The organism is Bradyrhizobium sp. C-145 (assembly GCF_023375135.1).
GTDB lineage: Bacteria > Pseudomonadota > Alphaproteobacteria > Rhizobiales > Xanthobacteraceae > Bradyrhizobium > Bradyrhizobium zhanjiangense.
This window is the reverse complement of the sequence record NZ_CP088150.1, coordinates 728,522-753,558: the sequence shown is the minus strand read 5'-3', so window position 1 is coordinate 753,558 and position 25,037 is coordinate 728,522. Positions and strand designations below refer to the sequence as shown.

The 25,037-nt window shown below is 61.3% G+C and carries 21 protein-coding genes and 2 pseudogenes; 7 read left to right on the top strand and 16 right to left on the bottom strand.

Features of this window, described 5'->3' with window-relative positions:
• Positions 1–13: 13 nt before the first annotated feature.
• The 6 genes from LRP30_RS03480 to LRP30_RS03445 form a co-directional block, all read right to left on the bottom strand.
• Positions 14–1,285, bottom strand: a complete 1,272-nt coding sequence (locus LRP30_RS03480; protein WP_249759373.1) for an NAD(P)/FAD-dependent oxidoreductase — start codon at positions 1,283–1,285, stop codon at positions 14–16.
• A gap of 9 nt (positions 1,286–1,294) precedes the next feature.
• Positions 1,295–2,005 carry a dihydrofolate reductase family protein gene (locus tag LRP30_RS03475; RefSeq protein WP_249759372.1) on the bottom strand — a complete coding sequence of 237 codons (711 nt, stop codon included), beginning with the start codon at positions 2,003–2,005 and terminating at the stop codon, positions 1,295–1,297.
• A 14-nt stretch (positions 2,006–2,019) separates the two neighbouring features.
• A complete protein-coding gene (locus LRP30_RS03470; RefSeq protein WP_249759371.1) occupies positions 2,020–2,682 on the bottom strand; it encodes a heme-binding beta-barrel domain-containing protein in 663 nt (220 codons plus the stop codon).
• 212 nt (positions 2,683–2,894) lie between these two features.
• A complete protein-coding gene (locus LRP30_RS45175) occupies positions 2,895–5,465 on the bottom strand; it encodes an EAL domain-containing protein (RefSeq protein WP_276017367.1) in 2,571 nt (856 codons plus the stop codon).
• Between the two features lie 339 nt (positions 5,466–5,804).
• The gene (locus tag LRP30_RS03450; RefSeq protein WP_249759370.1) at positions 5,805–6,569 is read right to left on the bottom strand and encodes a DUF2182 domain-containing protein; all 765 of its coding nucleotides are present in this window, start codon (positions 6,567–6,569) and stop codon (positions 5,805–5,807) included.
• A gap of 78 nt (positions 6,570–6,647) precedes the next feature.
• The gene (locus LRP30_RS03445) at positions 6,648–7,280 is read right to left on the bottom strand and encodes a DUF1326 domain-containing protein (protein WP_249759369.1); all 633 of its coding nucleotides are present in this window, start codon (positions 7,278–7,280) and stop codon (positions 6,648–6,650) included.
• A gap of 636 nt (positions 7,281–7,916) precedes the next feature.
• On the opposite strand from LRP30_RS03445, the gene LRP30_RS03440 reads away from it, so the two are divergent.
• The 5 genes from LRP30_RS03440 to LRP30_RS03420 all read left to right on the top strand — a co-directional run bounded on the left by LRP30_RS03440 (position 7,917) and on the right by LRP30_RS03420 (position 12,850).
• Complete coding sequence (locus LRP30_RS03440) at positions 7,917–8,387, top strand: YbaK/EbsC family protein (RefSeq protein ID WP_128947201.1); 471 nt, start codon at positions 7,917–7,919, stop codon at positions 8,385–8,387.
• 114 nt (positions 8,388–8,501) lie between these two features.
• Positions 8,502–8,924, top strand: coding sequence for a CBS domain-containing protein (locus LRP30_RS03435; protein WP_128931131.1), 423 nt, complete (start codon positions 8,502–8,504; stop codon positions 8,922–8,924).
• A gap of 277 nt (positions 8,925–9,201) precedes the next feature.
• Positions 9,202–10,341: a TRAP transporter substrate-binding protein gene (locus tag LRP30_RS03430; RefSeq protein WP_128931130.1), complete on the top strand. Its 1,140-nt coding sequence runs from the start codon at positions 9,202–9,204 to the stop codon at positions 10,339–10,341.
• A gap of 95 nt (positions 10,342–10,436) precedes the next feature.
• Entirely contained in the window at positions 10,437–11,105 is a 669-nt protein-coding gene (locus LRP30_RS03425) for a TRAP transporter small permease subunit (RefSeq protein WP_128931129.1), read from the top strand.
• Positions 11,102–12,850, top strand: coding sequence for a TRAP transporter large permease subunit (locus LRP30_RS03420; RefSeq protein ID WP_128947202.1), 1,749 nt, complete (start codon positions 11,102–11,104; stop codon positions 12,848–12,850). Before LRP30_RS03425 ends, LRP30_RS03420 begins: the two co-directional genes overlap by 4 nt.
• Before the next feature lie 64 nt (positions 12,851–12,914).
• Here LRP30_RS03420 and LRP30_RS03415 read toward each other — a convergent pair whose 3' ends face one another.
• The 7 genes from LRP30_RS03415 to LRP30_RS03385 all read right to left on the bottom strand — a co-directional run bounded on the left by LRP30_RS03415 (position 12,915) and on the right by LRP30_RS03385 (position 18,944).
• A complete protein-coding gene (locus LRP30_RS03415) occupies positions 12,915–13,826 on the bottom strand; it encodes an alpha/beta hydrolase (protein ID WP_249759368.1) in 912 nt (303 codons plus the stop codon).
• Positions 13,827–13,969: 143 nt separating this feature from the next.
• On the bottom strand, positions 13,970–14,434 hold the full coding sequence (locus tag LRP30_RS03410; RefSeq protein WP_249759367.1) for an ester cyclase: 465 nt from the start codon (positions 14,432–14,434) through the stop codon (positions 13,970–13,972).
• Positions 14,435–14,474: 40 nt separating this feature from the next.
• The gene (locus tag LRP30_RS03405) at positions 14,475–15,914 is read right to left on the bottom strand and encodes an MFS transporter (protein WP_249759366.1); all 1,440 of its coding nucleotides are present in this window, start codon (positions 15,912–15,914) and stop codon (positions 14,475–14,477) included.
• A gap of 52 nt (positions 15,915–15,966) precedes the next feature.
• The gene (locus tag LRP30_RS03400) at positions 15,967–16,500 is read right to left on the bottom strand and encodes a TetR/AcrR family transcriptional regulator (protein WP_249759365.1); all 534 of its coding nucleotides are present in this window, start codon (positions 16,498–16,500) and stop codon (positions 15,967–15,969) included.
• A 406-nt stretch (positions 16,501–16,906) separates the two neighbouring features.
• Complete coding sequence (locus LRP30_RS03395; RefSeq protein WP_249759364.1) at positions 16,907–17,308, bottom strand: nuclear transport factor 2 family protein; 402 nt, start codon at positions 17,306–17,308, stop codon at positions 16,907–16,909.
• 16 nt (positions 17,309–17,324) lie between these two features.
• Positions 17,325–18,020: a glutathione S-transferase family protein gene (locus tag LRP30_RS03390; protein ID WP_249759363.1), complete on the bottom strand. Its 696-nt coding sequence runs from the start codon at positions 18,018–18,020 to the stop codon at positions 17,325–17,327.
• A 78-nt stretch (positions 18,021–18,098) separates the two neighbouring features.
• Complete coding sequence (locus LRP30_RS03385; RefSeq protein WP_249759362.1) at positions 18,099–18,944, bottom strand: NIPSNAP family protein; 846 nt, start codon at positions 18,942–18,944, stop codon at positions 18,099–18,101.
• Positions 18,945–19,039: 95 nt separating this feature from the next.
• Here LRP30_RS03385 and LRP30_RS03380 point away from each other — a divergent pair, with 95 nt between their 5' ends.
• A complete protein-coding gene (locus LRP30_RS03380) occupies positions 19,040–19,630 on the top strand; it encodes a TetR/AcrR family transcriptional regulator (protein ID WP_245508756.1) in 591 nt (196 codons plus the stop codon).
• A 233-nt stretch (positions 19,631–19,863) separates the two neighbouring features.
• Here LRP30_RS03380 and LRP30_RS45205 read toward each other — a convergent pair.
• The 3 genes and pseudogenes from LRP30_RS45205 to LRP30_RS03370 form a co-directional block, all read right to left on the bottom strand.
• Positions 19,864–20,048, bottom strand: a pseudogene (locus LRP30_RS45205) (hypothetical protein); the annotation flags it as partial.
• A 616-nt stretch (positions 20,049–20,664) separates the two neighbouring features.
• Positions 20,665–21,360 (bottom strand): VIT family protein, encoded by a 696-nt coding sequence (locus tag LRP30_RS03375; RefSeq protein ID WP_249759361.1) that lies wholly within the window; start codon positions 21,358–21,360, stop codon positions 20,665–20,667.
• Positions 21,361–23,786: 2,426 nt separating this feature from the next.
• Complete coding sequence (locus LRP30_RS03370) at positions 23,787–24,185, bottom strand: hypothetical protein (RefSeq protein ID WP_249759360.1); 399 nt, start codon at positions 24,183–24,185, stop codon at positions 23,787–23,789.
• Here LRP30_RS03370 and LRP30_RS03365 point away from each other — a divergent pair.
• A pseudogene (locus tag LRP30_RS03365) lies at positions 24,147–24,733 on the top strand (transposase); the annotation flags it as partial. The gene LRP30_RS03370 and the pseudogene LRP30_RS03365 overlap by 39 nt on opposite strands.
• Between the last annotated feature and the right edge of the window lie 304 nt (positions 24,734–25,037).

The following is a 25,037-nucleotide window of genomic DNA, read 5'->3' as shown; positions in this document are numbered from 1 at the left end:
GCGGGCCTTCTTCTTAGCTCCGCAAGATCGTCCTCGCCGTCTCCAGGCCGCTAGCCAGTGCCGCTTCGACCGTGCCCATATCGCGGCCGCGATAGAGCGCTTCGCCGGACAACAGCACCAAGCCATCGGCGCGGGCGAGAATCGCTTGCGCCTCGCGCGTCCGCGGCGTCGCCCAGGAATAGGCCCCGCGGGCGAAGGGGTCGTGCGCCCAATTGGTTGCAGCCGCCGCCACGAGATCGCGCGCGATATCATCGCGCGACCGCTTGAAGATGGCGGCGAGCGAATCGAGCCCGGCCTCGATCAGTCCTTGCGGCTCGAGATGCGACAGCTCCGCTGTCCGCGGGCCGCCGAACCAGCCGGTGAGCAGCGGATGCTGGTCCGGATATCGCGTCCACCACACCGGAATCACTTCGTTCGACAGCAGGAAGATCATGTCGGCGAGGTCGTCCTGTCGGTCGCGCCACCAGGGCCGCGCGAAGCGGAGCAGGATCTTGATGACGTTGCCGAAGCCGATGTCGTCGGCGGCAGCAAGCCTCGCGCCGACGTGTGCTGGCAGCGCGATCTTGCGCAGCAGCGGCAGCGGCACGGTGAGGATCGCCCGGTCGCAGGTAAGTCCATCGCCGCTGGCGCAGCGAACCACCACGGCGCCGCCCTCCTCCTCGATCACCGATACGGCGCAACCGAGCCGGATCGCAACGCCGCGGGCGCGGCACTCGGCCGCTAGACAATCGATCAGCACGCCATAGCCACCATTGATGCGCGCCTGCGGAGAGTGGCCGCCATCCATCCACTCCTCACGCAGCGCCAGCGTCGAGGCGCGCGCGGGGTCCGCCGCATCATAGCCCTCGACCATTCGCTCGATGGAATGGCGCAGCCGCGCATAGTCCGCTCCGGCAAAATGACGGCGCAGGAAGTCGGCGACGGCGAGATCGTCCTTCAAGTCCCGCAGCGCAGCTTGCAGCTTCGCCTCGTGCGGATCGTGGCGGTCCTCGCGCGAGAGGATTGCGCCGTCAAAGCTCCATTGCGTGCCTCCGATCGCCTGAAGCGACAGACCGGCCTCGCGCAGCAAAGCCCGCGTGACCGGCGCCTCACCATGGACGAACTCGGCGCCGCCATCGGCGGGGTAGCCGAACTGCGCCGCCGGCAGCGGATGGATGCGCCCGCCGCAGCGCTCGCGCGCCTCCAGGATGGTCACGCGTCTATCCGCACGCGCCAGCTCCCGCGCCGCCATCAGGCCGGCGGCGCCGGCACCGACGATGACGATGTGCTCCGATGGTCCCGACATGCCGGCGCGCTACTTTACCGCGGCCTGCGGATCGTTCTTGATCAGATAGCGCAGCAGCAGGACGCCGCCGCCGAGCTCCCGCGTGCTCTCCAGCGTCATCGCCGTGATCGGCGCGCGCTTGTCGCTGTCCGCTGCCGTCGAATCGAATACGAACGGTGCGCCGCTCGCGCCATCCACTGCGGGGCTGAGGATCAGGTTGAATTCGTCGATGAGGCCGGCGCGCAGGAACGCGCCATTGGCAACGCCGCCGCCCTCAACCAGCAGACGCTTCACGCCGAGCTCACGGCTGAGAATGTCCAGCGTCAGCGCCAGATCGATCTCGGACTTGCCGGCGAAGATGTAGGACACGCCTTCGCCGCGCAGCCCTGCGAGATGCGAATCCGGCACGCTCTCGGTCAGCACGACGACAATTGGATCGCCGCCGATATCGGAGCGGCCCCAGCCGATCTTGCCCTGCGCGTCGAGCACGACACCGTAGATTTTTGCATCGCGTCGTGCGAACCGGTTCTCGCGCGGAAATTTCTCGCTCGTCCCGGTCGGGTACGACTTGCCCTTGGCGAATTCCGAGCCGGTGACGCGGCCGATTACCCAGGCATCGCCGCCGAGCTCGTCATGGATTTTCTCGAACCAGTCCGTGCCCGCGCCCTTCGGGCGCCAGCGGCTGGGATGCGTGCGGCCATCCAGGCTGGCGTGCATCAGGCAGATGACATAAGGCTTCATGTGATTCTCCGGTCTCAGGCCGCCGATCCGCCGCCCTTGGCGCGATCGTTCACGATCACCGCAAGCGGATTGAGCTTTGGCGGCGCGATGAGCTTGAGCGTGTTGGTGTCGTGGTGATTGAACGGCGCGCCGCGCACGAACAACTCGGTCTGGATCAGATAGGTCCAGCTGCCGTCGTCGTTGAAGCTGATGTCGCAGCGATAGGAATCGGTGCGGAAGGCCTGCTCCAGGAAGTCGGTCGAGCAGATCCCGTAAGCGGTATCGCCGCGCTTTGCCGTGACGGAGATCTTGCTGCCGTCCGGCCCGGCCTTGCCTGAGGCGAGCAGCACCTGCCCGCGCGGGATCGCCAGCGTCTGCATGATCAACCCGGTCGCGGGCTCCCACAGCCAGTAGCCGACCTGGTCGTGGAAGGTGATGTCCTCCTCGGGCGTGTTGATGTGGATGTGGTAGCGCAGCCCGTAGAACAGCTGCGGCCCGTTGGCCTGCGGATCGATGGGATCCATGCGAATGCGCTCGATGAAGGTGCGCCGCTCCGGCCCCTCCGCCTTCGGATTGACGTCGATGCCCTTGTCCGCCTGCCAGCTGCCGGCGAGACGGCGGAGCGGACCGAGATTGGCAAGACCGTCGGGCGAGACGTCCTCGGGCTCGGTGAAGATGTCGGCAGGAAGGGGAAGCATGGTTGTCCTCGCGCAGATTGCGAGGGCAGCAATAGCACGGAGGCGAGAACGCGGCTCGTGCTCAAGTCTCACAATTGCGAATGGACATAGGCCCCACGCGCAGACGGTTGTGGGAAGGAGCTTGCCAAGGGAGCGAAGCCGGGACGGTCAATTCCATCCCCGACGGGGAGGATAGCACGCGCGAATTTAAGATCCGCGTCCTGCCCTTCTCCTCACGCCGCCGCCCGCCGCCTCCGCCGCGTGGCGGGAGCTTGCCACGACAAGCCGGCGAGCGGCACGGGCTTGCTGAAGTAGTAGCCTTGTCCTAGCGGAATTCCGAGCGAATGGAGCTGTCTGAGCTGTTCGGAGGTCTCGACACCCTCGGCGACGATCGAGAGCTTCAGGGTCTCGGCAAGCTGTACGATGGATTTCAGCACGGCGACGGTCTCGCGCCGGTCAATCCTGTCGATGAAGGATTTGTCGATCTTGACCTTGTCGAACGGAAAAGCCGTCAGATAGGACAATGACGAGTAACCGACACCGAAGTCGTCAAGCGCAATGGAGACGCCGAGCGCCTTGAGGCGCTGGAGCGTCTTGAGATTTTCCTGGGTATCGGCGAGGAAAACGCTCTCGGTGATCTCGAGCTCGAGCCGGGTTTGCGGAAGTCCACTCTGCGCCAGTGCGAACGTCACGGTGTCGACGAGGTTGGTGCTGGCGAACTGCAGGGCGGACAGGTTGATCGCGACCTTGACGTCGTCCGGCATGGTCATCGCATCCCGGCACGCCTTGGTCAGCACCTGATTGCCGAGTTCAACGATCAATCCACCCGCCTCTGCAACCGCAATGAACTCGGTGGGGGAAATGAAGCCCCTGGTGCCGTGATGCCAACGCGCGAGAGCCTCGACCGATTTCACACGGCCGGTGCCGAGCTCGGTCACAGGCTGATAGAACACTTCGATTTCCTCGCGCCAGATCGCCTCACGAAGCTCGATCTCGAGCACGTTGCGCTGATCCGCTTCGGCCTTGAGCTCCACCGAGTAGGTATGGAAGCAGTTCCGGCCGGCGTTCTTCGACTTGTAGAGTGCAAGGTCGGCGTTACGAAGGATCTCATCGACGCGGCTGCCATGCTCGGGAGCCACGGCGATGCCGATGCTGCAGCCGATCACGATGGGATGATCGTCGATCTGATAGGGCTCGGCAATGGCCTGAACCAGCCGCGCGGCGAGGCTGGCGGCGCCGTCGTGCATCGCGCCCCGGCCCGGCGCAACGATCACGGCAAACTCGTCGCCGCCGATCCGCGCCGCCGTGTCGGCGTCACGGATCTGCGCCTTGATCCGGCCCGCGACCTGCTTCAGCAAGGCATCGCCACATTGGTGACCAAGCACGTCGTTGACGGACTTGAACTTGTCGAGATCCAGCAGGAGTACGGCGAAGGGAGCTCCCGAGGCACCGGACGTCGCGAGTGCCTCGTCGATGCGCTCCTTGAACAGATTGCGATTGGCCAATCCGGTCAGACTGTCGTAATGCGCGAGCCTTTCGATCCGGTCCTCGGATGCCTTGCGTTCGGTGATGTCCTCATGGGTGGCGACCCAGCCACCGCCCTCGCGCCGTCCGTAGGAGACATAGACAACCCGCCCATCCGGAAACTGCACGGTGTTCGAGGTGTGCTCCGACTTGGCGAGCCGATTCTTCAGATCGACCAGGTAAGCCTCGACGTCGAGAACGGCGGTCTGTTTTGCAAACACCTCGCGGAAGTCCATGCCGATCCGAATCTCCTCCGGCACGAGACCATAGAGTTCGAGCCATTGTTGATTGAATGCGATCAGGCGGTCGCTGCCGTCGAACATGCTCAAGCCCTGGGGAAGGTTTCTGAGCGCGTCTTCGAACTTGCTGGCGAATTCGCGCAGCTCGCGCTGGGCGCGATCCAGCGCCTGTCGGCGTCGCCAGTGGAACATGGTCGCAGTCAGAATGATGAACGTGAGCAGCAGCGCGCCGCCGAGATAGACCTTTTGCCTGGTATCCGCGCGCGAATAGATCTCGCGCTCCGAGATACCTACGGTGAAGATGAGTGGAAACAGCCGCGATCTGCGCGCGGTCACCAGCCGGTCATCGCGGTTGGGATGGTTCTCGTTCCAATACTGGGCATAGAAGCCGTCCCGAAGCTCGCCTTCGACGCGATTCGGCGCACGCAGCCCCAACACCGCGTCCTGGTTTATGCCCCGCGCGGCGAGCACGACCTGGTTTGCATTTCTGAGGACCAGCGTTCCTCCTGCGCCGAGCTTTGCGGTGTCGTAGAATCGACCGACGACATCGACGCTGATCGAGCCGACGACCACGCCCACGGGATTCCTGGCAAGATCGAAGAGCTTTCTTGCGAGCTGTATGGTCCATTTGTTGGACGCGCGGCCCAGAACCGGTTTCGCCACATAGAGGCGATCGTCGGCCTGCGACATGGTTTGAATGAAGTGCTCGCGATCGCCGAGATAGAGCGGCGGACCGGAATAGCCCGTCGTCGTATCCGTCATGTAGCCATCCGCCCCGATCAGGGCGAACTGGACCACGTCGCCGGTGGCGATGCGAGCCTTCTCGGACCAGAACTTCAGGCTGAAGGTCAACGGGTCCTGGGCGTAGAGCGCTCGCACCACCAGCAACGACTGGTCCACGCGCTCGAAGATGCGCTCGGTGTTCTCCTCGAACAATTCGGCGACGCTGTTGCCGTGCGACCGCGCCTGCTCGACCGCGTCGGTCCGTTCCGATGACGTGATCGCGAAATAGCCGATCCAGACCAGGGGCAGGAAGAACAATGCGATCTGCAGCGGAGCATTCCGCAGGATCGTTCTTCCGGCTTTGCGGACGGAACTTGCGGGAATCACGACACGCGCCCTCGCCTCAGCCGCCAGGGCAGAACTGCGCTCGCCGCCAGTGATGGCATCGCCTGTCTCCGCCTCGATTGAGACCGCCGCGGCCGAAAGTGGCGCGGGTGCTGTTCATAGCCCGAAGCTAGGCGGGACAGCCTTAAGTTTCTGTTTGGATAATGCTCAATTCTTTAGCTTACAACATCCGTATGACCACGGATGTCGGCTGTTTTTGAGCAACCACGCGGTATTGGCAGGGCGATACCTTTGGTCGTCTTTACCGGCCGCTCAGATCGCTCGCGCAAGAACGATCGTGCCGGACAGGATGAGGACCGCGCCTGCCGCATGACTCAATCGTTGGCCGAACGGCAGCAGCTTCTCGGCGACGACATAGAGCGCGATGCCGATGATCCAGGCCAGATTCATCACGCCGCCGACGAACAGCAACACCATCAGAAACCAGCAGCAGCCGACGCAGTAGCTGCCATGGCGAAGTCCCATCCGGAATGCTCCGCGCGTGCCGGGCCGCCAATGCCGGCTGAGAAACAGCAGCGGGCTCTCGCAGTAGCGCAGGCAGGCATGTTTGAGCGGCGTGAACTGATAGAGGCCGGCGGCAAGCAGGATGATGCCGCCCAAAACCGCGCTGGTGCTGGCCATCGCCATCGACAACAACCCGAAATATTCGAGCGCCCATTGCGCCAGGACCGCAACGACACTGAACGCGGCCCATGTCACGAGATAGCCGGCGAGAAAGATCCAGGCATCGATTGCCGCCTGGGATGCAGTCTCCTGCTTGCGCTTGACGGTCGCATACAAAAGAACGGTCGGCGCCGCGCTCGGCGCCATCATCGCGATCATCATCACCCACCACATCACGAACAGCAGCGCGGCATAGAGCGGCGTCCACGGCATCGGCGCCATGTCCGGCATGTCGGCCATCATCTCTGTGTCCATGCCGGCGCCGCTGGCGAGATAGGCCCAGGCGAGTGCTACCACTGCGGCGGTCCCGATCGCGACGATCAGCCGGTCGCGGTGGAGCAGGTGTTCCAGCATCAAGCGCCCCTGCATGGACTTGCCCAGCCTAGCGATGAGGAGCTGACACCGAGATCTTGTCTCGATGTCAGCGCCGCATCATGCCGCAACGCCCTCGGGCGTCTGCACGACATTGGCGAGCGAGCTGTGCGTGCCCTTGGTCTCGAACGGGATCGCACCGGTCGAGCGGATGTTTGCGGACGCGACCTCGGCAGCCCTGTGCTCGAACCCCTCGGGCATCACCACCTGGATGCGGTGCGGCTGACCCGTCACCGGATTCTTGATCGGCTCGACGTCGGTTTCGAGCACGCCCCTGACGACGAGTTTTGCGACGCGTCCGTCCTTGTCGAAGGAAAATTCGAAGGGCGCAAAAATCGGATCGTGAATGGTGGTCACGATCAGGCTGAAGATGTGGAATAGCGTGCCCTCGGCCGAATGCTTGCCCGACAGAATGTTGAACAGCGCCTGCCGTTGCTCCGGTGTGGCGCGCTCGTCGACGATGGGCTGCATCTTGCCGTTGCCTTCATGCAGCGCGCCGGGGAAATCTACGACCACGGCGAAACAGAGGCCATCAAGCTTGACGCCCTCAAAATGTCCCGCGGTGATCCGCATGCCGACCATGCCCTTGCAGTATCCGTGGGTGGGGGGAGCATTGAAATCGCAGGGGCAGCCAAACGCGCAGTTGCAATTCTTCATCCATTCGCCTTCGAGACGCCAGTCCGGTGCAGCCATGGCACATCTCCCAATGTGAGCGGGGAACGCGGCAGCCGTAGAGGATTTTGTTCAGCGTTATGTCGAGGCAATGCGAAAAAGCGCGAGCGGGATCGAGTCCGATCAGAAGGCCGGCATCGCGGGAAAGTCTGTGGCCAGCTGCCATTCACTGTCCCTATGGCCAAGAGCATATCAGCGGCAGCCGGGCGCGTACAGCGAACGGACGCGGCAGAGCAGCCGGGCTTTCAGGACGTCCGAAATCAGAGGAATGGAGCTCCATTTAAAATAAAGCTGCGGACTCCTATACGATTGAAATATCTATATAATTCCAACCAGCCGCTTTCCCGCTCATGGCCGTGGCGACGGCGAGTGCTTTCCATGAAGGCGGGATTGGCCTCGTCTTGCCATCACACCGAACCGTCCCTGGCAAAAAAGTCCGTGCAGCGGCGGCGTGCATGGATAGCGCTGGCGTGGCGCGTGCGTTGCGGCCTCCGCGCCTGGGATCACGGATGAGGTGAGCGTGCGCTTCGAACGTCCAACTCAGTTGCGGCATGCGAGGGCAAGGCCTATGCTGAAGGCCGGCAATCACGCAGCCGCCCATCGTGCGGCGGGGGCAACCTCACGGTGGATGGTTGCATCCATCCGAAAGGCGAAGCCATGTCCATCGCCCCCACACTGCATCGGTATCTGGCTGCCGAGAACATCCAGTATGCCGAGATTCCGCACGATCTCACCATGTCATCCACGCGCACGGCGCAGGCTTGCCACGTCTCGGGCGATCGTCTCGCCAAGGCCGTCGTGCTGCGGCACGACGGCGGCTATATGCTCGCGGTCGTGCCGGCATCGCACCATCTCAACCTGCCGGACTTGAAGGAGAGGCTTGGCGAGGATCTCGCCATGGCCAACGAAACCGAGATCAACCAGCTGTTCATGGACTGCGCGCACGGAGCCATTCCGGCGGTCGGCCGGTGCTACGGGCTCGATCTCATCGTCGATGACAGCATCCGGGCCCAGCCCGAGGTCTATATCGAAGCCGGCGATCACGAGACGCTGCTCCAGCTCACCCATGCGCAGTTCGAGCGCCTGACGGCCAGTGCACCGCATGGACGCTTCAGCATGCATGACTGACGCGACATGGCGGCGAGATGATCCCGGTACGCACCGTCACGGCGTGCGTGCGGCCGCGCTCGGTTCGATGTATAGTCAATTCAGCGGGGGCTGCGTTCGCAACGGAGGTCCTCCATGAAAGTCAAAGACGTGATGCACAAGGGCGTCGATTGGGTCAGCCCCGACACCCCGATCATCGAGATCGCGAAGTTGATGCAAGGGCACGACATCGGCTGCATTCCGATCGGCGAAGGCGACCATTTGGTCGGGATGGTGACCGATCGCGACATTGTCTGCAAAGGTCTTGCGAGCAGGGACTTCAACGCCGCGCGCATGACGGCGCGGGACGTGATGACCGAAGGTATCCATTGCTGCCGGGAAGACGATGATCTGGCGAAAGCCGTGCATCACATGGAGACGCTGAAAATCCGCAGGCTACCCGTGATCAACAAGAGCAAGCGGATGGTCGGCATGATCAGTCTCGGTGATATCGGCCAATCCGCCACCCCTGATCTGTTGACGCAATGCGTCAAGAGCGTGTCGGCCCATCATCATTGAGGCAAGGCCGGCTCGATTCCGAACCTTCGTCGGATCGCCCGCAGCCCCCCGCGGGCGCGGAGTGCTCTTGAGCGTGCATTGAGCGCACTGTTCACCGCAGTTCGGCTTCGCCGCGCTCGGCAGCGAGCGCTGCGGCGCGTCATCACCGCAGTCCGCGTCGTAGCGTCGCATCGTTCCGAACATTCTTGCCAAACCCCTGCGCAAGACTTTGACTTGTTCCAATAAAAAAGCAGCCGATCCGCAAGGGATCGCTATTTCCAAAGGGGAGGAGGCAACCATGACCAAATCAAAGAAGGGCAGCACTTCGAGTCGTCGCAGCTTTCTCAAGGTCGCTGCTGCGGGGGCCGCCGCGACGGTCGCCGCGCCGAGCGTCGTCAGCGCCCAGGGGCCGATCAGCATGCGCTGGCAAAGCACCTGGCCGTCAAAGGACATTTTCCACGAATACGCCCTCGACTACGCCAAGAAGGTCAACGACATGACCGGCGGCGATCTCAAGATCGAAGTGCTGCCGGCAGGCGCTGTCGTGCCCGCCTTCGGCCTGCTCGATGCCGTGTCCAAGGGCGTGCTCGACGGCGGCCATGGCGTGCTGGTCTATCACTACGGCAAGCAGACCGCGCTGGCGCTCTGGGGCTCGGGACCGGGCTTTGCGATGGACGCCAACATGCTGCTGGCCTGGCACCGCTATGGCGGCGGCAAGGAGCTCCTGGAAAAGCTCTACGCGTCGATCAACGCCAACGTCGTCTCGTTCCCCTACGGTCCGATGCCGACCCAGCCCTTCGGCTGGTTCAAGAAGCCGGTCGCAAAGGTCGAGGACGTCAAGGGCCTGAAATTCCGCACCGTCGGCATCTCGATCGACGTGTATTCGGGAATGGGTGCAGCCGTCAACGCGCTGCCCGGCGGCGAAATCGTAGCTGCCATGGACCGCGGCCTCCTGGACGCGGCCGAGTTCAACAACGCTACCTCCGACCGCGTGCTCGGCTTCCCCGACGTCTCGAAGGTCTGCATGCTGCAGAGCTTCCACCAGAACGCCGAGCAGCTCGAGATCATGTTCAACAAGGACAAGTACAACGCGCTGCCGGACAAGATGAAGGCGATCATCGCCAATGCGGTGGACGCGGCTTCGGCCGACATGTCGTGGAAGGCGATCGACCGCTACTCCAAGGACTATGTCGAGCTGCAGACCAAGGACAACGTCAAGTTCTACAAGACCCCCGACGCCATCCTGAAGCGGCAACTCGAGATCTATGACGATGTGGCGAAGAAGAAGGCGGCGGAGAACCCGTTGTTCAAGGAGATCGTGCAGTCGCAGATCGAATTCGCCAAGCGTGCCACGCAGTGGGAGCAGGATACCGTAGTGAACCGCCGCATGGCCTACGATCATTATTTCGGGCCGAACGCCGCGGCCAAGAAGATCTGATGACGAAATAAAGCCGGCAAGGCGCCGTCCGGACCACCCGCCGGACGGTGCCTTGTGCTATATTGGGGGTCATATTTAATGCCGAACCTTATCACATGAGTGTACGGCGCTTACTGCACACGATCGACGGCATCTCCACCTGGGTCGGCAAGGCGACAGCCTGGCTGATGATCCTGCTGATGAGCGTGGTCTGCATCGAAGTGTTCAAGCGCTACGCCGTGAACATGCCGACGGCGTGGATCTTCGACGCCGAGAACATGATGTACGGGTCGCTGTTCATGCTGGCCGGCGCCTATACGCTGGCGCAGAACGCCCATGTCCGCGGTGACTTCCTGTACTCCTCGATGCGTCCGCGCACGCAGGCCGCGCTCGACCTCGTTCTCTACTTCGTGTTCTTCATCCCGGGCATCGCCGCGCTGATCTATGCCGGCTACTTCTACGCCGCGGATTCCTGGGCCATCAACGAGCATTCCAACGTCACGGCCGAGGGGCCGCCGGTCTACCATTTCAAGACCGTCATCCCGATCGCGGGCGCGCTGATCATGCTGCAGGGGATCGCCGAGATCATCCGCTGCATCGTGTGCCTGAAGACCGGCGAATGGCCGAGCCGACTTGCCGACGTCGCCGAGACCGACGTCATCGAGGAGCAGCTCGCGCACTCTGAATTCGTGGACGAGGAATCACGCAAGCTCGCCATCGAGGGCGCGCAGCGCATCGATGAAATGGCGCGGCAGCGCGGCATGGGCGGGGACCTGAACACATGAGCGATCCGGCACTCGGCCTGTTGATGCTGACGCTCATCGTCGTCGTCATCATGATGGGCTTCGCCACGGCCTTCACTCTGATGGGCCTTGGCATGTTCTTCGGCTTCATCGCCTTCTACGACCCGTCGCAGAACTGGACGCACAACAAGGTCTTCGAGCTGATGGTCCAGCGCAGCTACGGCGCGATGACCAACGACGTGCTGATCTCCATCCCGTTGTTCGTGCTGATGGGCTACGTGATGGAGCGCGGCGCGCTGGTCGACAAGATGTTCTATTCGATCCAGCTCGCCTTCCGCCGCCTGCCCGCCTCGCTCGCGGTCACGACCCTGATCGTGTGCACGTTCTGGGGCATCGCCTCCGGGCTCGTCGGCGCGGTGGTGGTGCTGATGGGCGTGATCGCCTTCAACCCGATGCTGCGCGCCGGTTATGACGTGAAGCTCGCCTCCGGCGTCATCACCGCGGGCGGCACGCTCGGCATCCTGATCCCGCCTTCGGTGATGATCATCGTCTATGCCGCGGTCGCCGGCCAGTCCGTGGTCAAGCTCTATGCGGCGGCGATGCTTCCCGGCTTCTTCCTGGCCTTCCTCTACCTCGTCTATATCGTGGCCTGGGCGATGATCAACCCGAAGATCGCCCCGGCGCTGCCGGAGGAACAGACCCGCGTCAAGGTGCCGGAATGGATCAGGAATTTCGCGACGCTGTATTCGCCGAACCTGTTCGTCGGCCTGTTCAAGGCGCTGCTCTCGCCCGCAAAGGCGAAGATGCTCCAGATCGACGGCAAGCCGATGGGCTATGGCGCGATCGTGCAGAACTTCGTCATTTCGCTGGTGCCGTTCCTGATGACCGCAGCCGCGCTCGGCACGGTCTGGTGGTACGTCGTGATCCACCAGCAGGCCGGCGCCGCGAGCGAAGCCGTCGAGGGCCTGCAGCAGCTCGGCAGCCCGGTCGAGCCGAGGGAGCTGTCACCCGCCGAAAAGGGACCGGACACCCAATTCTACATCTGGTTCGCGCTATCAGCCGCCGTGCTGGCAGCGTGGACGGCGCGCTCCTACTTGCGCATGGACGGCGAGCGCTTCGAAGTGTTGAAGCTCTTGACGTCGTCGGTGATGCCGCTCGGCATCCTCACCGTCGTGGTGCTGGGGGTGATCCTGTTCGGCATCACGACTGCGACCGAGTCCGCCGGAGTCGGCGCCGCCGGCGCCTTCATCCTCGCTATCCACGCCCGGACGCTCGACTGGAAGCGCACCAAGGAAGCAGTGTTCCTGACCGCAAAGACGACCGCGATGGTGTGCTGGCTGTTCGTCGGCTCGGCGCTGTTCTCGGCGGTATTCGCCATTCTCGGCGGTCAGGCGCTGCTGGAAAGCTGGGTGCTGTCGCTCAACATGACGCCTGTACAGTTCATGATCTTGTCGCAGGCGATCATTTTCGTGCTGGGCTGGCCGCTAGAATGGACCGAGATTATCATCATCTTCGTGCCGATCTTCCTGCCGATGCTGAAGCACTTCAACATCGATCCGATCCTTTGGGGCACGCTGGTGTTCGTGAACTTGCAGGCCGCGTTCCTGTCGCCGCCGGTCGCGATGTCGGCGTTCTATCTCAAGGGCGTCGCCCCGAAGCACGTTACGCTGAACCAGATCTTCGCCGGCATGATGCCCTACATGCTGATCGTGATCCTGTGCATGGTGATCATGTATCTCTGGCCCGGCATGACGCTGTGGCTGCCGAACTATCTGTACGCGAGTTGAGGCGCAGCGGGGCGCACCGGGCGCCCGAGAGGCGCGCTCCCTGAGCAACGAGCGAGAGCGTTGCTCAACGGTGCGGCCCCATGAAATCAATCAATCCGGCTGCAAAGCCTTCAGGATTCTCCTCGGCGATCCAATGGCCTGCACCGGGGAGCGGGAGGACCCTCGGATCGGTGCTGACCTCCTCCATCATGCCGCGTACAGGGGAGGCGGTCGGGCTCGTCGCGCCGACCGCAACCAGCACCGGAATTCTCAGCTTGCCCTTGTTGGCGAGAAGATCGCGATTGTCTTTCGAATCCTGGTCAAACGATCGATAGAGTTCGAACGCCGCGCGCATGGCGCCCGGCGCCGTGTAGGCCGTCAGATAATCCCGGAAATCCGCTTCGGTGATGGCTGCCGGATTCGATATCCGGAAGTTGAAGAACCATTGCAAGTATTCTCGTTCGCGACCCGACACCAGTAGCTCGGGCAAGTCCCGGACTTTGTGGAACGAAAACTGCCAGTTGCGCGAATTGCCGGACAGTTGGTCGAAGATCGCCGTTCCCGGTAGCGGAGCATCGACTGCCACGAGATGAGTGACGTCCTCGTGATAGGTCTGCGCGAACGCGTAGGCCACCATGAGTCCGATATCGTGGCCGACCATCGCCACCGGGCACGACAGCTTCAGGTGCTCGTAGAGCAGCCGATAGATGTCAGTGGCCATCGTGCGCTTGTCGTAGCCGGAAAGCGGCTTCGACGAATTGCCAGCGCCCCGATAGTCAGGGGCAATGACGCGAAAGCCCGCATTGGCCAATCGCGGAATGATGTGACGCCAGGCTCGCCACGTCTGCGGAAACCCGTGCAGCAGCACAACCGTCCGCGGCCCGCTTCCGGCGACCACATAATGGATGCTGACGCCAGGTTCGATATCCGCGGTGGCATGTTGCAGCGATGGGCTGTCCGGTTTGCCGATACTGGATGAGGCAACGCGTTGTTCCACGTGGTTCTCCTCTCAATCTTCCTGACTGAACTCGCCACTAACGCGCGCTGGTATTTGGCTGAATCGCCATCGCGCGCCAGCTCCTTGATTGAGCACGATCTTTCCGGAAACCTGCTGCATACTTTTGCGGATCATGCTCTGGACTAGAACATGCCGTTGGCGTTAGCCGCCGTTGCTTCGGTGAGGGGCTGGCGCACGTCCCAATGCTCGACGATCTTGCCGTTCTCGAGCCGGAAGATGTCCACGATCGCCAATCCCAATTCGCTCGGTTGGCGCTGCGCGTGAACGTGAAGGATGACGAAATCGCCTTCGGCGAAGACGCGCTTGATGTCGCTGCGCAGCTCGGGAAATTGCTTCTTGAGGTCATGGACGAAAGAGCGAAAGCCGTCGATGCCGTCCTTGATCATCGGATTGTGCTGGATGTAGCGCGGTCCGAAGTGGGTGGCGGCGGCATCAAAATCCGACTGCCTTAGTGCGGCATCGTAAAATGCCAGCACGGTCTGCTTGTTGGCTTCGCGGATGTCGTCTCGGGCCTGGGATGTTCCGGCATGAGCCGGCACAGCGCCGGCCGAAGCCAAAGTGAGTCCGAATGTTCGCCTGTCAATCATCTGGCTTCTCCTGGAAATGCGGGGGGCTTGTCAGCCGGGATCATACGGTCTCAATGACCTTGCTCGGAGCGTTGTCGATGCCCGGCTTGGCAACCGGCTGATGCGATCGGGCGGCGCTTGGCAATCGCGACGACACCAGCGCGGCGGTCGCCGAGAGCCCGGCCGTCAACAGCAAGACCGCGGAGTAGCCGGCCGCCATGGTCTTTGCCGTCGCGAGATTTCCAAAGCCGCTGAACACGGCGACGGCCGCGGCCGCGCCGCAGGCCCATCCCAATTGCCGCATCGTATTGTAGATGCCGGACGCTTTGCCCATGTCGGCGGGCGCAACGGAGCCGAGTACCGCGCTCTGCACCGCGGGCATCGCTAGGGCTATTCCAACGCCCGCCAACACCAGTGGCGCGACCCAGGCGCCATAGTCATAGGCGCCAGCGCAAAGGGCTGACATCCACAGCAGCGCAGCGCTCTGCAGCAGCAGACCCGCCACGGCCGGGGCCTTCTCTCCGAAGAGACCGGCGGCGATGCCGCCAAGGGGCGCAACGGCGAACAGCGATATCGTCCAAGGCAGCATCCTTTCACCGGCGCCCGACGCCGTCGCCTGCTGGGCAATCGAAAAATACTGCGCCATGAACATCAACGTACCCATCATGCTCATGAACATCAGCAGACACGCGAGATTGCCGGCCCTGAACTGAACCGAGGCGAGCAGCCGGCTCGGCACCAGCGGATGCAAAGCCCTGCGCTGCCAAGCGAAGAAGGCAAGCGTTGCCGCGGTCCCGGCCGTCAGCGCCGTGACGACCGTCACCTCGGACCAGCCAGATACATTGCCTTCCGACACGCCCCAAACGGTAGCTGTCATCGCCGTCGTCAGCAGGGTGACGCCGAGCCAATCGATTTGAGCGGCGACACGATCGTTGCGCTCGATGCGCCAGCCCGCGAGGAGCGCGGTCACGGCGCAGAGCGGCAGATTGATCCAGAACACCCAGCGCCAGCCGAAAGCGTCGACCAGCAGGCCACCAATGACCGGTCCGGACAATACGGCAAGGCCCGTGATGCTGCTGAACAGGCCCATCGCGCGCGGCCGTTGCGCCGGCGTCACCGCCGTTCCGAGCATGGCCATCGCGACCGGTACAAGCAGCGCGGAAGCCGCGCCCTGCAGCGCCCGGGCTGCAATAAGCCATCCAATCGAAGTCGCGGCTGCGCAGCCTGCTGACGCAACGGCGAAAGCGGACAGACCAAGAATAAACATCGTACGGCGCCCGATCCGATCGCCAAGCGCTGCGCCCGCCATCAAGAGCGCGGCGAAGCTCAGGCTATAGGCCGTCATCGTCCAGTGCAGATCTGACAGCGGCGGCGACAGGTCGCGGCGGATGGCATCCAGTGCCGTGGTGACGACCATGCCGTCCATCACGGCGATGAACGAGGCCGCCGCGATCAAGCCCAGCACCCAGCGCTGCTGGCCGGTGAATCTTTCGACACTCACGTCTGCTCCTCATCATTATGGACTGATCGGTCCGCATTAGATCAAAAAATTTTTATGTCAGTGCATTCAGCACCAGCGCGAGCGTCTTCCGCCGGCCGTCGGTTTCGAAACCGGCGCGTCCCAGCACCTGAAGGCCGTAAAGATTAGTGATGAGAAAGCCCGAGAGCGCATCTGCATCGACCCCGGACGCGAATTCTCCTCTCGCCTGCCCCCGCAGGATGGCGTCACGGTACGCCCGCTGCAGCCGCTCGAGTCCGCGACGAACGCGCGTGCGGACGAGTTGGTCGTGCCCTGCCAGCTCCGTCGCGCAGACTTGCAGGAAACAAATCTTGGAGGAAGGCACAAAGCCCAGGATCTTCTCGAAGCTGCGCATGATCGCCACTCGCGCGGGTCCGCGTTGCAAGTCTTCGATGTTCGCCTGCAGCACGGTATCAATGTAACGGTCAAGTGATGCCAACAGCATTTCGTGCTTGCTACCGAATACTCCGTAGAGGCTGCTTTTGCTCAAACCAGTCTTTTCGAGCAGATCGTCGAGTGACGTCGCCTCGTAACCGGCGCGCCAGAACTGCTGGAGCCCGCTGTCCAAGACCTTCTCGTAATCGAATTCTCTAGGTCGCGCCATTTTTTGGACCGATTGGTCCGAAATTGATATTCCCCCAAATCGATCTAGTCAATCCCCCACGGATGCCCAAGCTATCCACCGATGGAGGCCCGCGAATGTGTATTTCCGCCCACGATTTACAGGCGCAGGATCACTGGTCCGACAGCCTCTCTTGAAGCCAATCGCCTGTATCCACGTTCGAAGTCCCCCATAGAGACTGGTGCTGTCTATTGAGCAGCTGCCGGTTTGATGGACGCCGGGTTGAGCTGGTAGCTGCGTCCCATGGTTCAAGCGATGGAGGGACGATCCAAAGCTGGCTGCATAACCATCGCTGCAAGACGGATGCGAAACCTCGTCTCAGCTGCAGCGGCTCCGCCGAAACAATTGATCGCTAACCTTCCTGCTCCAAGCGTTTCGATTGCCATGTCGATACCGCGGCCGACCATTCGACGAATAGCCCATCGCGCACCCGCAGGATTTCGATCCCAAACACCTCCATCCGTATCCCGGAAACGCTGTCGATCCACGTACCCGTCCATGACGAAGCGATTTGGGAATCTCGGATGAATTCCAGCTTCTTGGAAAGCCGGTAGTCGCGCATCGCCGAGAATCTCCGGAGCAGCAGTTCTCGCAGCGCGTCCTTGCCTGCAAACGGGGGATTGGCGCCGTAGCGAACGCACACATCGTCGGCAAATCCTTGCAGGATTCCATCGACGTCACCGGCCGCGAACAGCTTTTCATATTGTCGCAATGCGGCCTGGACGGCTTTGTCGGTTGGCTCAAGAAGCTGCATGTCATTCTCCTGTCGATCAAACCGGACGTTGCCCTTCGCGGCCCGCCGCCGCGTCGCCGGCAAGGTCGGCAAGGAAATCCGGAACCGGTCGCTTGCTTGAATAGAGAAATTTCACCATTGGCCCGACTACGCTGCGTACCGCCGGTCGGGCGCTCATCGCGTCGCGCCAGCGAAGCAGGGCCGGCATCGTCGCATCCAGCGGCGCACCCATTCGTTCAGCGAACAGCTGCGCCATGTAGAAAGCGATATCGGCGTAGGAGAAGCTTCCCGCGAGGAACCGGCGGTCGGAGAGGATCGCTTCCATTTCCCTGTAATACGCCAAAGCAACTTGCTTCGCTGCGGCGGCGGCAGCTGCATCCGGGTTCTTTCGCAAATTCATCAGCCGGATAATGTGCGCAAAAAACACCTCGTCCGATTTCAACTCGAGAATCCTCGCCCACGCTCGCGCCGCAGGTCCCGACGGCCAGAGCGCCGGCACCGGCTTGAGATCTTCGAGATATTCGAAGATTTGGGTCGAATCGAAGATTTCGAGATCACCGTGCACCAGCACCGGCACTTGCTGCTTTGGATTGATCCTCACGACCTCGGGATGCTTGGGCTCGTAGTCCGAAACGAAAGGGACCATGATTAGCTCAAAATTGAGCCCCTTCTCCCGGGCCGCGATTTCGGCCTTGGCTCCAAACATGCTGAGCGGGCCGGAATAGATGCGCATGGTCGGCTCGACGCTGGTCATCGCAGTCTGCCTTCACTTTGGGAGAGCGTGAATGCTGCGGGTGACTTCCGCTCTCGGCTACGGCCGCAGTAGTGAGCGCGAGGTCGGCGACAGCCGCAAGACTTGCGGCCTCCCGTACAGCCTGCGGACCAAATCGGGGTAGACTTCCGACCGCCAGCCCCCATCATGGCCGATGGCCGTCAGATATCGATGATACGCATCGATGCTATCGAGGGCGGCGAATGACACCACCACATGCTCGTTCTCACGCAATGGCAACCGCGGGAAATTGTTGGCGCTGTATTCGCGCGTGAAAAGGCCGAAGGATCTGGCGCCGGCCCGCGCCTGCAGCGGCTCTACGGCATTGAAGAAGAACTCGAAGAAATCCGGCTCTGGACGATCCGGGAGGTAATACAGCGTCACCACGATCAGGCCGCAGGGAGGCGGCGATTCGAGCGCGGGGCGCAGCGCCGGATCGTGCAAGCGGAAACCGCGCTCTCCGCTTACCGGCTTCAGCATCAGCGCATCGGTACTGTCTATCATGCTCGACCGGGCCTTCTCGCCGTAACGCGCCCATGCCTCGCTGTGAAGATAGAATGCATTCAGCGCCCGCGCCCTCGACGGCATGTCATCGAAGCCGCGCATCCATACGAACTTGTTGGGATCGCCGAGATCCCTGAACTGACCGATCAACCTCATGTCGCAGGCTTCCTGCGTCTCCACGAACTGGCCATCGAACAGGTTGATGAACTCGTCGCGCGTTCCCGGATAGAGCGTGTATTGCCGGAGATCAATGATCGGACTGGCGAACGCCCCGGCATGTATTGGGCTCTCTGATGCCTGCGCTGTGTCAGTTGCCACGGATATCTCCAAACAGACCGATTGATCTGTTTGTAATACAGACCGGTTGACCTGTTTTGTCAAGTTGCTATTTTCTGGGAATCGAAGCCTTGAGGATTCTATTGATGCCAATAGCAGCACGCAGCCGATCGAACGCCCCTGACGAGACCAAGCGTCGCGTGCTCGACGCTGCTGCCGCGGCCTTCCAGTCGCGCGGCTATCATTCGACCACGACTCACGAGATCATGCGCGACGCGGCGGTCACGGCCGGCGCCATGCATCACCATTTCCCATCCAAGAAGAGCATTGGGCTCGCGGTCATCCGCGAACGAGTGTCGCTCGCGGTAGAGCAAACCTGGATCGAGCCCGTGCGGTTGGCTCGAAGCGGGGCGGAAGGCGTCAGGCAGGCATTCGCCGCGATCGCGAACACACTGGACAGGCGCGGGAGCGTGCTCGGATGCCCGCTTGGCAACTTGGCCATCGAGCTGTCGCTGGCGGACCCTGATTTCCGTAGAGAGCTCCAGGACGTCTTTGACAGCTGGCAGCGGGCAATCGCCGACAAATTCAGGGCCGATCACAAATCTGGCGAACTGAGGCATGGCAGCCCCGACGAGCTTGCTACCTTTGTCGTGGCTTCTTACTCGGGTGCGATGGCGATCGCGAAAGCCCGGCAGGATTCACTGCCGCTCAAGAGCTGCGCAAAGCAACTCGCCGCCTTGTTCGAGGATCACGCGAACCGGCGGCCAACTAAGGTAAAGCCGTCAAAATGAAAAAGCCCGCCAAAGGCGGGCTTGCTTTACTTGATGTCGGCGGATTGGTTGCGGGGGCTCGACTTGAACGTACGTGAACTTGGCGACCCCTAGGGAGAGAAATCCGCGAACGTTCCGCCGATCATCTAGCGAACGCAATCGCAAGATCGTGCTGCAGCATGGAAAAGCGTAGTTTTGGTGCGCCACTCAGAATAAAACTGCGAACTCTTATGTAATTGAAATCACTAGGTAAATCAACCATACTTTTTTGCCGACCGCTTAAGGATTGGACCGATCTTAAATGGGACAAGCACGCCGGCTGGAAGGACCAAGAGAAAGAGAAAGCGAGCGGCCTCAAGTGCCGTCATGCAGCCGAGACCGGCGTGACAGCCTTCCGATAGACAACGTCCCCCACGTCGCCAGCCGCAAAGAGGCCTGGCTTGAGCATCGCGGGTCGGTGAGGCCTACGCTCGCCTGCGCTGATCATCCGAGGAACGAGAATACGTTCTGCTCCTTCCAACAAGGTATCGTGCGCTCCAGCGATTGGTAGCGTACTGCAACGGCTCTAGGTAAAGTGATGATCCTATGACGATCGTCGAGAAGCGGGAGACCAGGCAATGATACGGGATGAGAAGCTCGAAAGGACCATCGAACGCGCTATCCAATCAGCTTTCGTTGATTTTCCGGACGCGGGAAACGGGACGGTGTGGCCGAAAACCTACAAAGAGCCCAACGAATGCAAGACTATCGCAACAGCCGTCCTCTCCGCTCTCGAAAATGCAGGCTACAAAATTTCGTTCAATTCAGACTGAGCATCACGGGAAGCTGGCATGAGGGATCTGCGCGAAGGTCTAAGATCCGCTGCATTTCCTGCAGCGCATCGAAGCGGTATCCAGGTTTGCACAGCACTTCCGGGAGGCTCCGTCTATCGCCCCTCTCTTCAGTCTAAAATTCGCACCGACACCAGGGTAAGCGATGGAGGGAAAACTCCGAGGGAGCATATGCCAAGGAAGCCGGGAGAGTGCATGAGGTGGCTTCGCACGCGCTACCGACGCTCACACAACCTTTCCAACAACTGCGCCAATTCCGGCCGTCAATCCCATCGCGCAGGCTCCCCAGAATGTCACTCGCATGGTTGGCTTTAACAAGCCGGCGCCTCCTGCCTTGGCGCCGATCGCGCCGAGCAGCGACAGGAAGAGCAGCGAACCTGCAGCGACGGCCGGGATCAACACATTGGATGGCGAGACCAGGACAAGCACAAGCGGCGCTGCCGCTCCGGCGGAGAAGGTCGCAGCCGATGCCAACGCTGCCTGCACCGGACGAGCGGTGCTGATTTCCGAAATGCCAAGTTCGTCCCGGGCATGCGCGCTCAACGCGTCCTTTGCCATCAATTGCTTCGAAACCTCGCGGGCGAGACCGGCCTCGACGCCTCGCGCGACATAGATCTGAGCGAGCTCTTCCCTCTCAAACACCGGGTCGTCTGCCAGTTCACGCTTCTCACGCGCGAGGTCGGCATGTTCCGTATCCGACTGCGAACTGACTGAAACATATTCGCCAGCCGCCATGGACATGGCGCCGGCGACCAACCCGGCGATCCCGGTCAAGAGAATATCGCCTCGGGAGACGGCAGCCGACGCCACCCCCAGGATAAGACTTGCTGTCGATATGATCCCATCATTGGCGCCGAGCACGGCCGATCTCAACCAGCCGATGCGCGCAACGAGGTGGGCCCCTTTGTGGAGTCGGCTCATCTGTCCAGATTCTCTCGACCGGTCCTTGCCCGCCCTGCGGAGGCAGGTTGAAGAGCCTGGCATCATGATTGAATGCCTTGATCTTAAGTATCCGGGACTTGGCGCTTGCCGTCCAAAATCAATAGGGGACTGCATAGCGGCGGTTCTGAGCGAACAGACGCCACCCGCATCGGCATAAAGGTCAACAAGATTGCAGTCGGCGACGCGAGCCGTTGGTCGGGGGACAACGACAGGGAATGAGCAGAAGAGACGCCCGCGGTTGGTGTCCTTCAGTCAGATTTGCTGTCAAACTTCGCAACTTTGCGAGAGTGCTCCCATAGCTCGACATTACTGAAGTTCGTGAGCTGCTCTGCAAGTCTCTTGCAGCGTCATCGTCGACGCACTCAAGGTCGACAGCTCTAATGTGATGGCCGTCTCGAGAAATGAGGTAGGCTTTATAATTTGACATGGCCAACGCTCCTTGGTTGGCGGGAGCATGCAGCACTCTCTGTCACCGATAACAGCCAACGACGGACGGTGATGGCGGTCATTGTGCTCTGCCTTTGTGTTAGAACGCGTCCGAACCCGATCATCGGGGGTAGACCGGGTCGAACGCCTCAGTTGCTCCAATGTCGCCTGCCGTGAGCTTGTGGTTTCGGGCAAGGCACGGCGAGACTGCTACCAGAAACCCTGCCTCAATAGCTGGGCGTCATGAGGCTGCGTCCGTCCGCTCTGATACGCCTACCCGGACGTCTTATGTGTCGCTGAGCACGGGCTTATCGTACAAAACCGGGTCCAGCAACGAACCGACGACCTCGATTTTCCGTTGTAGTTGATCAAGCCGGGTCCGCCCCGACCTTCCGGGCCACCTGTGACTTCAATCATTCGCTTTCGATCCAGTTTCGCTTCCCACACTCGCAAGTGAACATGCGGATTGTACGCCCTGTTCGGGGCACTAGGATGCTGGTGATGAACTTGGGTCGCCTTCCGCAATCTGAGCAGGTCAGTGCGATCGACTGTTGTGACGGTTGGTTTTCCATGGGTGTCTCCCGTTCGTGAGCGGGAGCACTGCCGGGTCTCTCAGCCACCGGAAGCCCAACGGACAGGGCCGGTGATTACGACAGAACGGCCACGAGGCCATTTGGTTGCAAATCATTGATGGATGCCTTGTGGGACAGCGGCACTGTCTCGCATTTCCTTCCCTAGCCGACAATGAGGCTTGCGTTTCCTGCGCAAGACGCGGCTAATATTGAATCTCGCGCACCACGCGGCTAAGTCCGTTGGAGGGCGCAATGAATGATTACATCAATCACGAAAATATCCGGAGCTATAAGAAGCTCATCGCCATCAGCGAAGGTGACCGCATCGAGATGAGGCTCGCCACGAAACGTTGATCCGGCTTCTAGCCGAAGAAGCCAAGCACACGAAGCCGGATGACTGGCCCAACAACATATAGGCCGGCGTCCGCGCTGACGATGGGCGATCTGTGGGGGAGCACAGACTGCGGCATGGATGATCCCGCCCCCTTGGTGGGATCCCCCGCCATCGCAGGCTTTCCGGCCCCGTTAGGCGTTTCGCCTATGCCCACAGCCAGACAATGGCGGCTCGCAGAAGCAAAAAGAGCACGTACAGCCAAGCACACATTGCTATAGTTATGGTGATGAAAAAGGTTAGGCGCCAATTGCGAAGTCAGGCAATGTCTGCCACTTTGCGGGCGCCGCTGGCAAGCTCAGTGCTGGATCAATCGGGAAGTGCTCGACCCCGAAGGGCTGGGCCATGTTGCTATCCTACGTTGGCGGGGGGAGCGCAAAGGCGTCTCTCAGCCACCGAAGCCTGCGTGACGAGCCTTGACGGGTGATGCGGCCCAACGCGCCCTGATGGGGAAGGTTCAGTTCGTCCACGCTCTCAGCCAAGCTGCTTATGGTTTGGCTTCGGACTTCTTGGCGGGTGAGCAAAACGGTACAGCGGCGGAACTCCGGTCAGTCCATTGTTGATAGCTGTCCCAGATCTCCCCGCTCTCAACGAGCCGCTTCCCAACCATCCCCAATAGCCACAGACCTGTTCGCGACGACATTTTGGACTTTGCGTTCCCTTCCCCTGAAGATCCAAAGTTGAAATCTGACCAAGCTGCGCTCTGGAAGACCCAATCCGGTCAGTCATCTGGCTTGGCTGCATCAACGGAATCTCAGGCATTGAGAAGTGACGGAGATGCCGCCCACTCTCCTGATGGAGCGATCGGAGATACCGTCACGGCCCTGCGACAAATGTGGTGTGCCTATGAGGCATCGGCTCGATCTTCGCAGTGTTGGCGCCCGCCCAGCTCAACGGATATTCCATTGCGATAATTGCCGCCACGTCGTTTCAGAGAAGTGGTGAATGCGTCCGGCAGTCGTCGGAGACGGCTTATGTCTCAAGAGTGGGCGAACTGGTGCATCACGGGACTCCATCTACGCCTCGATCAAGCCACGCTCATAACAGGCTTTATCGTAAGGAAGAACGACCGCCGGATCCGGCCTCTGGAGACGACGGTGCCGTCCGGGATAGTTCAGACGCCACAGCATATCGCGAATGACATTGAGCCGCGCATGTTCCTTGTCGCCGGCCCGGACCACGGTCCAGGGCGAGGTAACAGTGTGCGTCCGCTCCAGCATCTTGTCCCGTGCTTCGGAATAGGCCTTCCAATACTTCTGCGCCTTGGCATCGATGCGACTCAGCTTCCACTGCTTCAGGGGATCCCTTTGGCGGTCGGCGAGCCGCCGCTTCTGCTCTTGTTTCGAAATGTCAAGGTTGTCATTCGGCCTGCAAAATTTGCAAGCCGATTGACACAAAGCACCCTGGACGGGCATCTGCCGTTCCTGGACGCGCAGTGGTCAGGCGGCTGTCGCAACGGTGCCGAACTCTGGCGCCGTTTGAAGGGACAAGGCTTCAAGGGATCGCTGCGCGTGGTGGCGGAATGGGCGACGCGACGGCGGCGCGCCGAGACTATCAGCCATCAACAATTGCAGAAGGTCCCCGCCGCCAGGACGATACGCAGCTGATGACGACGAAGCGCGACCACCTAACCAAGGCCGAGACCGTCACGCTTGCCGTCATCGAACAAAACGTTCCTATGCTGGCTGATGCCCAAGCTCTCGTTGGCCGCTTCCACGCGATGATCCGAAGGAACGCCGAGATGGAGCTCGAACCTTGGATTGATGAATCCAAGCGGAGCCTCATTGCCTCCTTCGCGAATGGAATCGCCAACGATAAGGGCGCAGTGCACGCCGCTATTACGCAACCATGGTCCAATGGCCAAGTGGAAGCTCAGATCACCAAGCTCAAGCTGGTCAAACGGCAGATGTACGGGCGCGCTAAGCTCGATCTCCTTCAGGCTAGGCTGATTGGCGCGCCATAAAAACAATCACGGTCATCGAATATGCGTCAGAGCCCAACTTTGACCCCGCCAATTCGAGATCCATCAAGCACTTGAAACGCCGATCGGCGCAAAAGCCGGTCGGCGCTGCGTCCGACCGCTAAAGCCTACCATCTTTCGTTGGTGGTTCGTCTAAGCCTCGATCGAGCCACGCTCATAGGCATCCGGCGTGGGCCGCAACCTCTGGCAGTTCCAATCGCCTGGCGGTCGTTTCCAAATAGGGAAGCAGCCTCACAGGGAGGATCAGTCCCGAAAAGCAGGTTCTCTCTTTGTTGGAATGATGGCG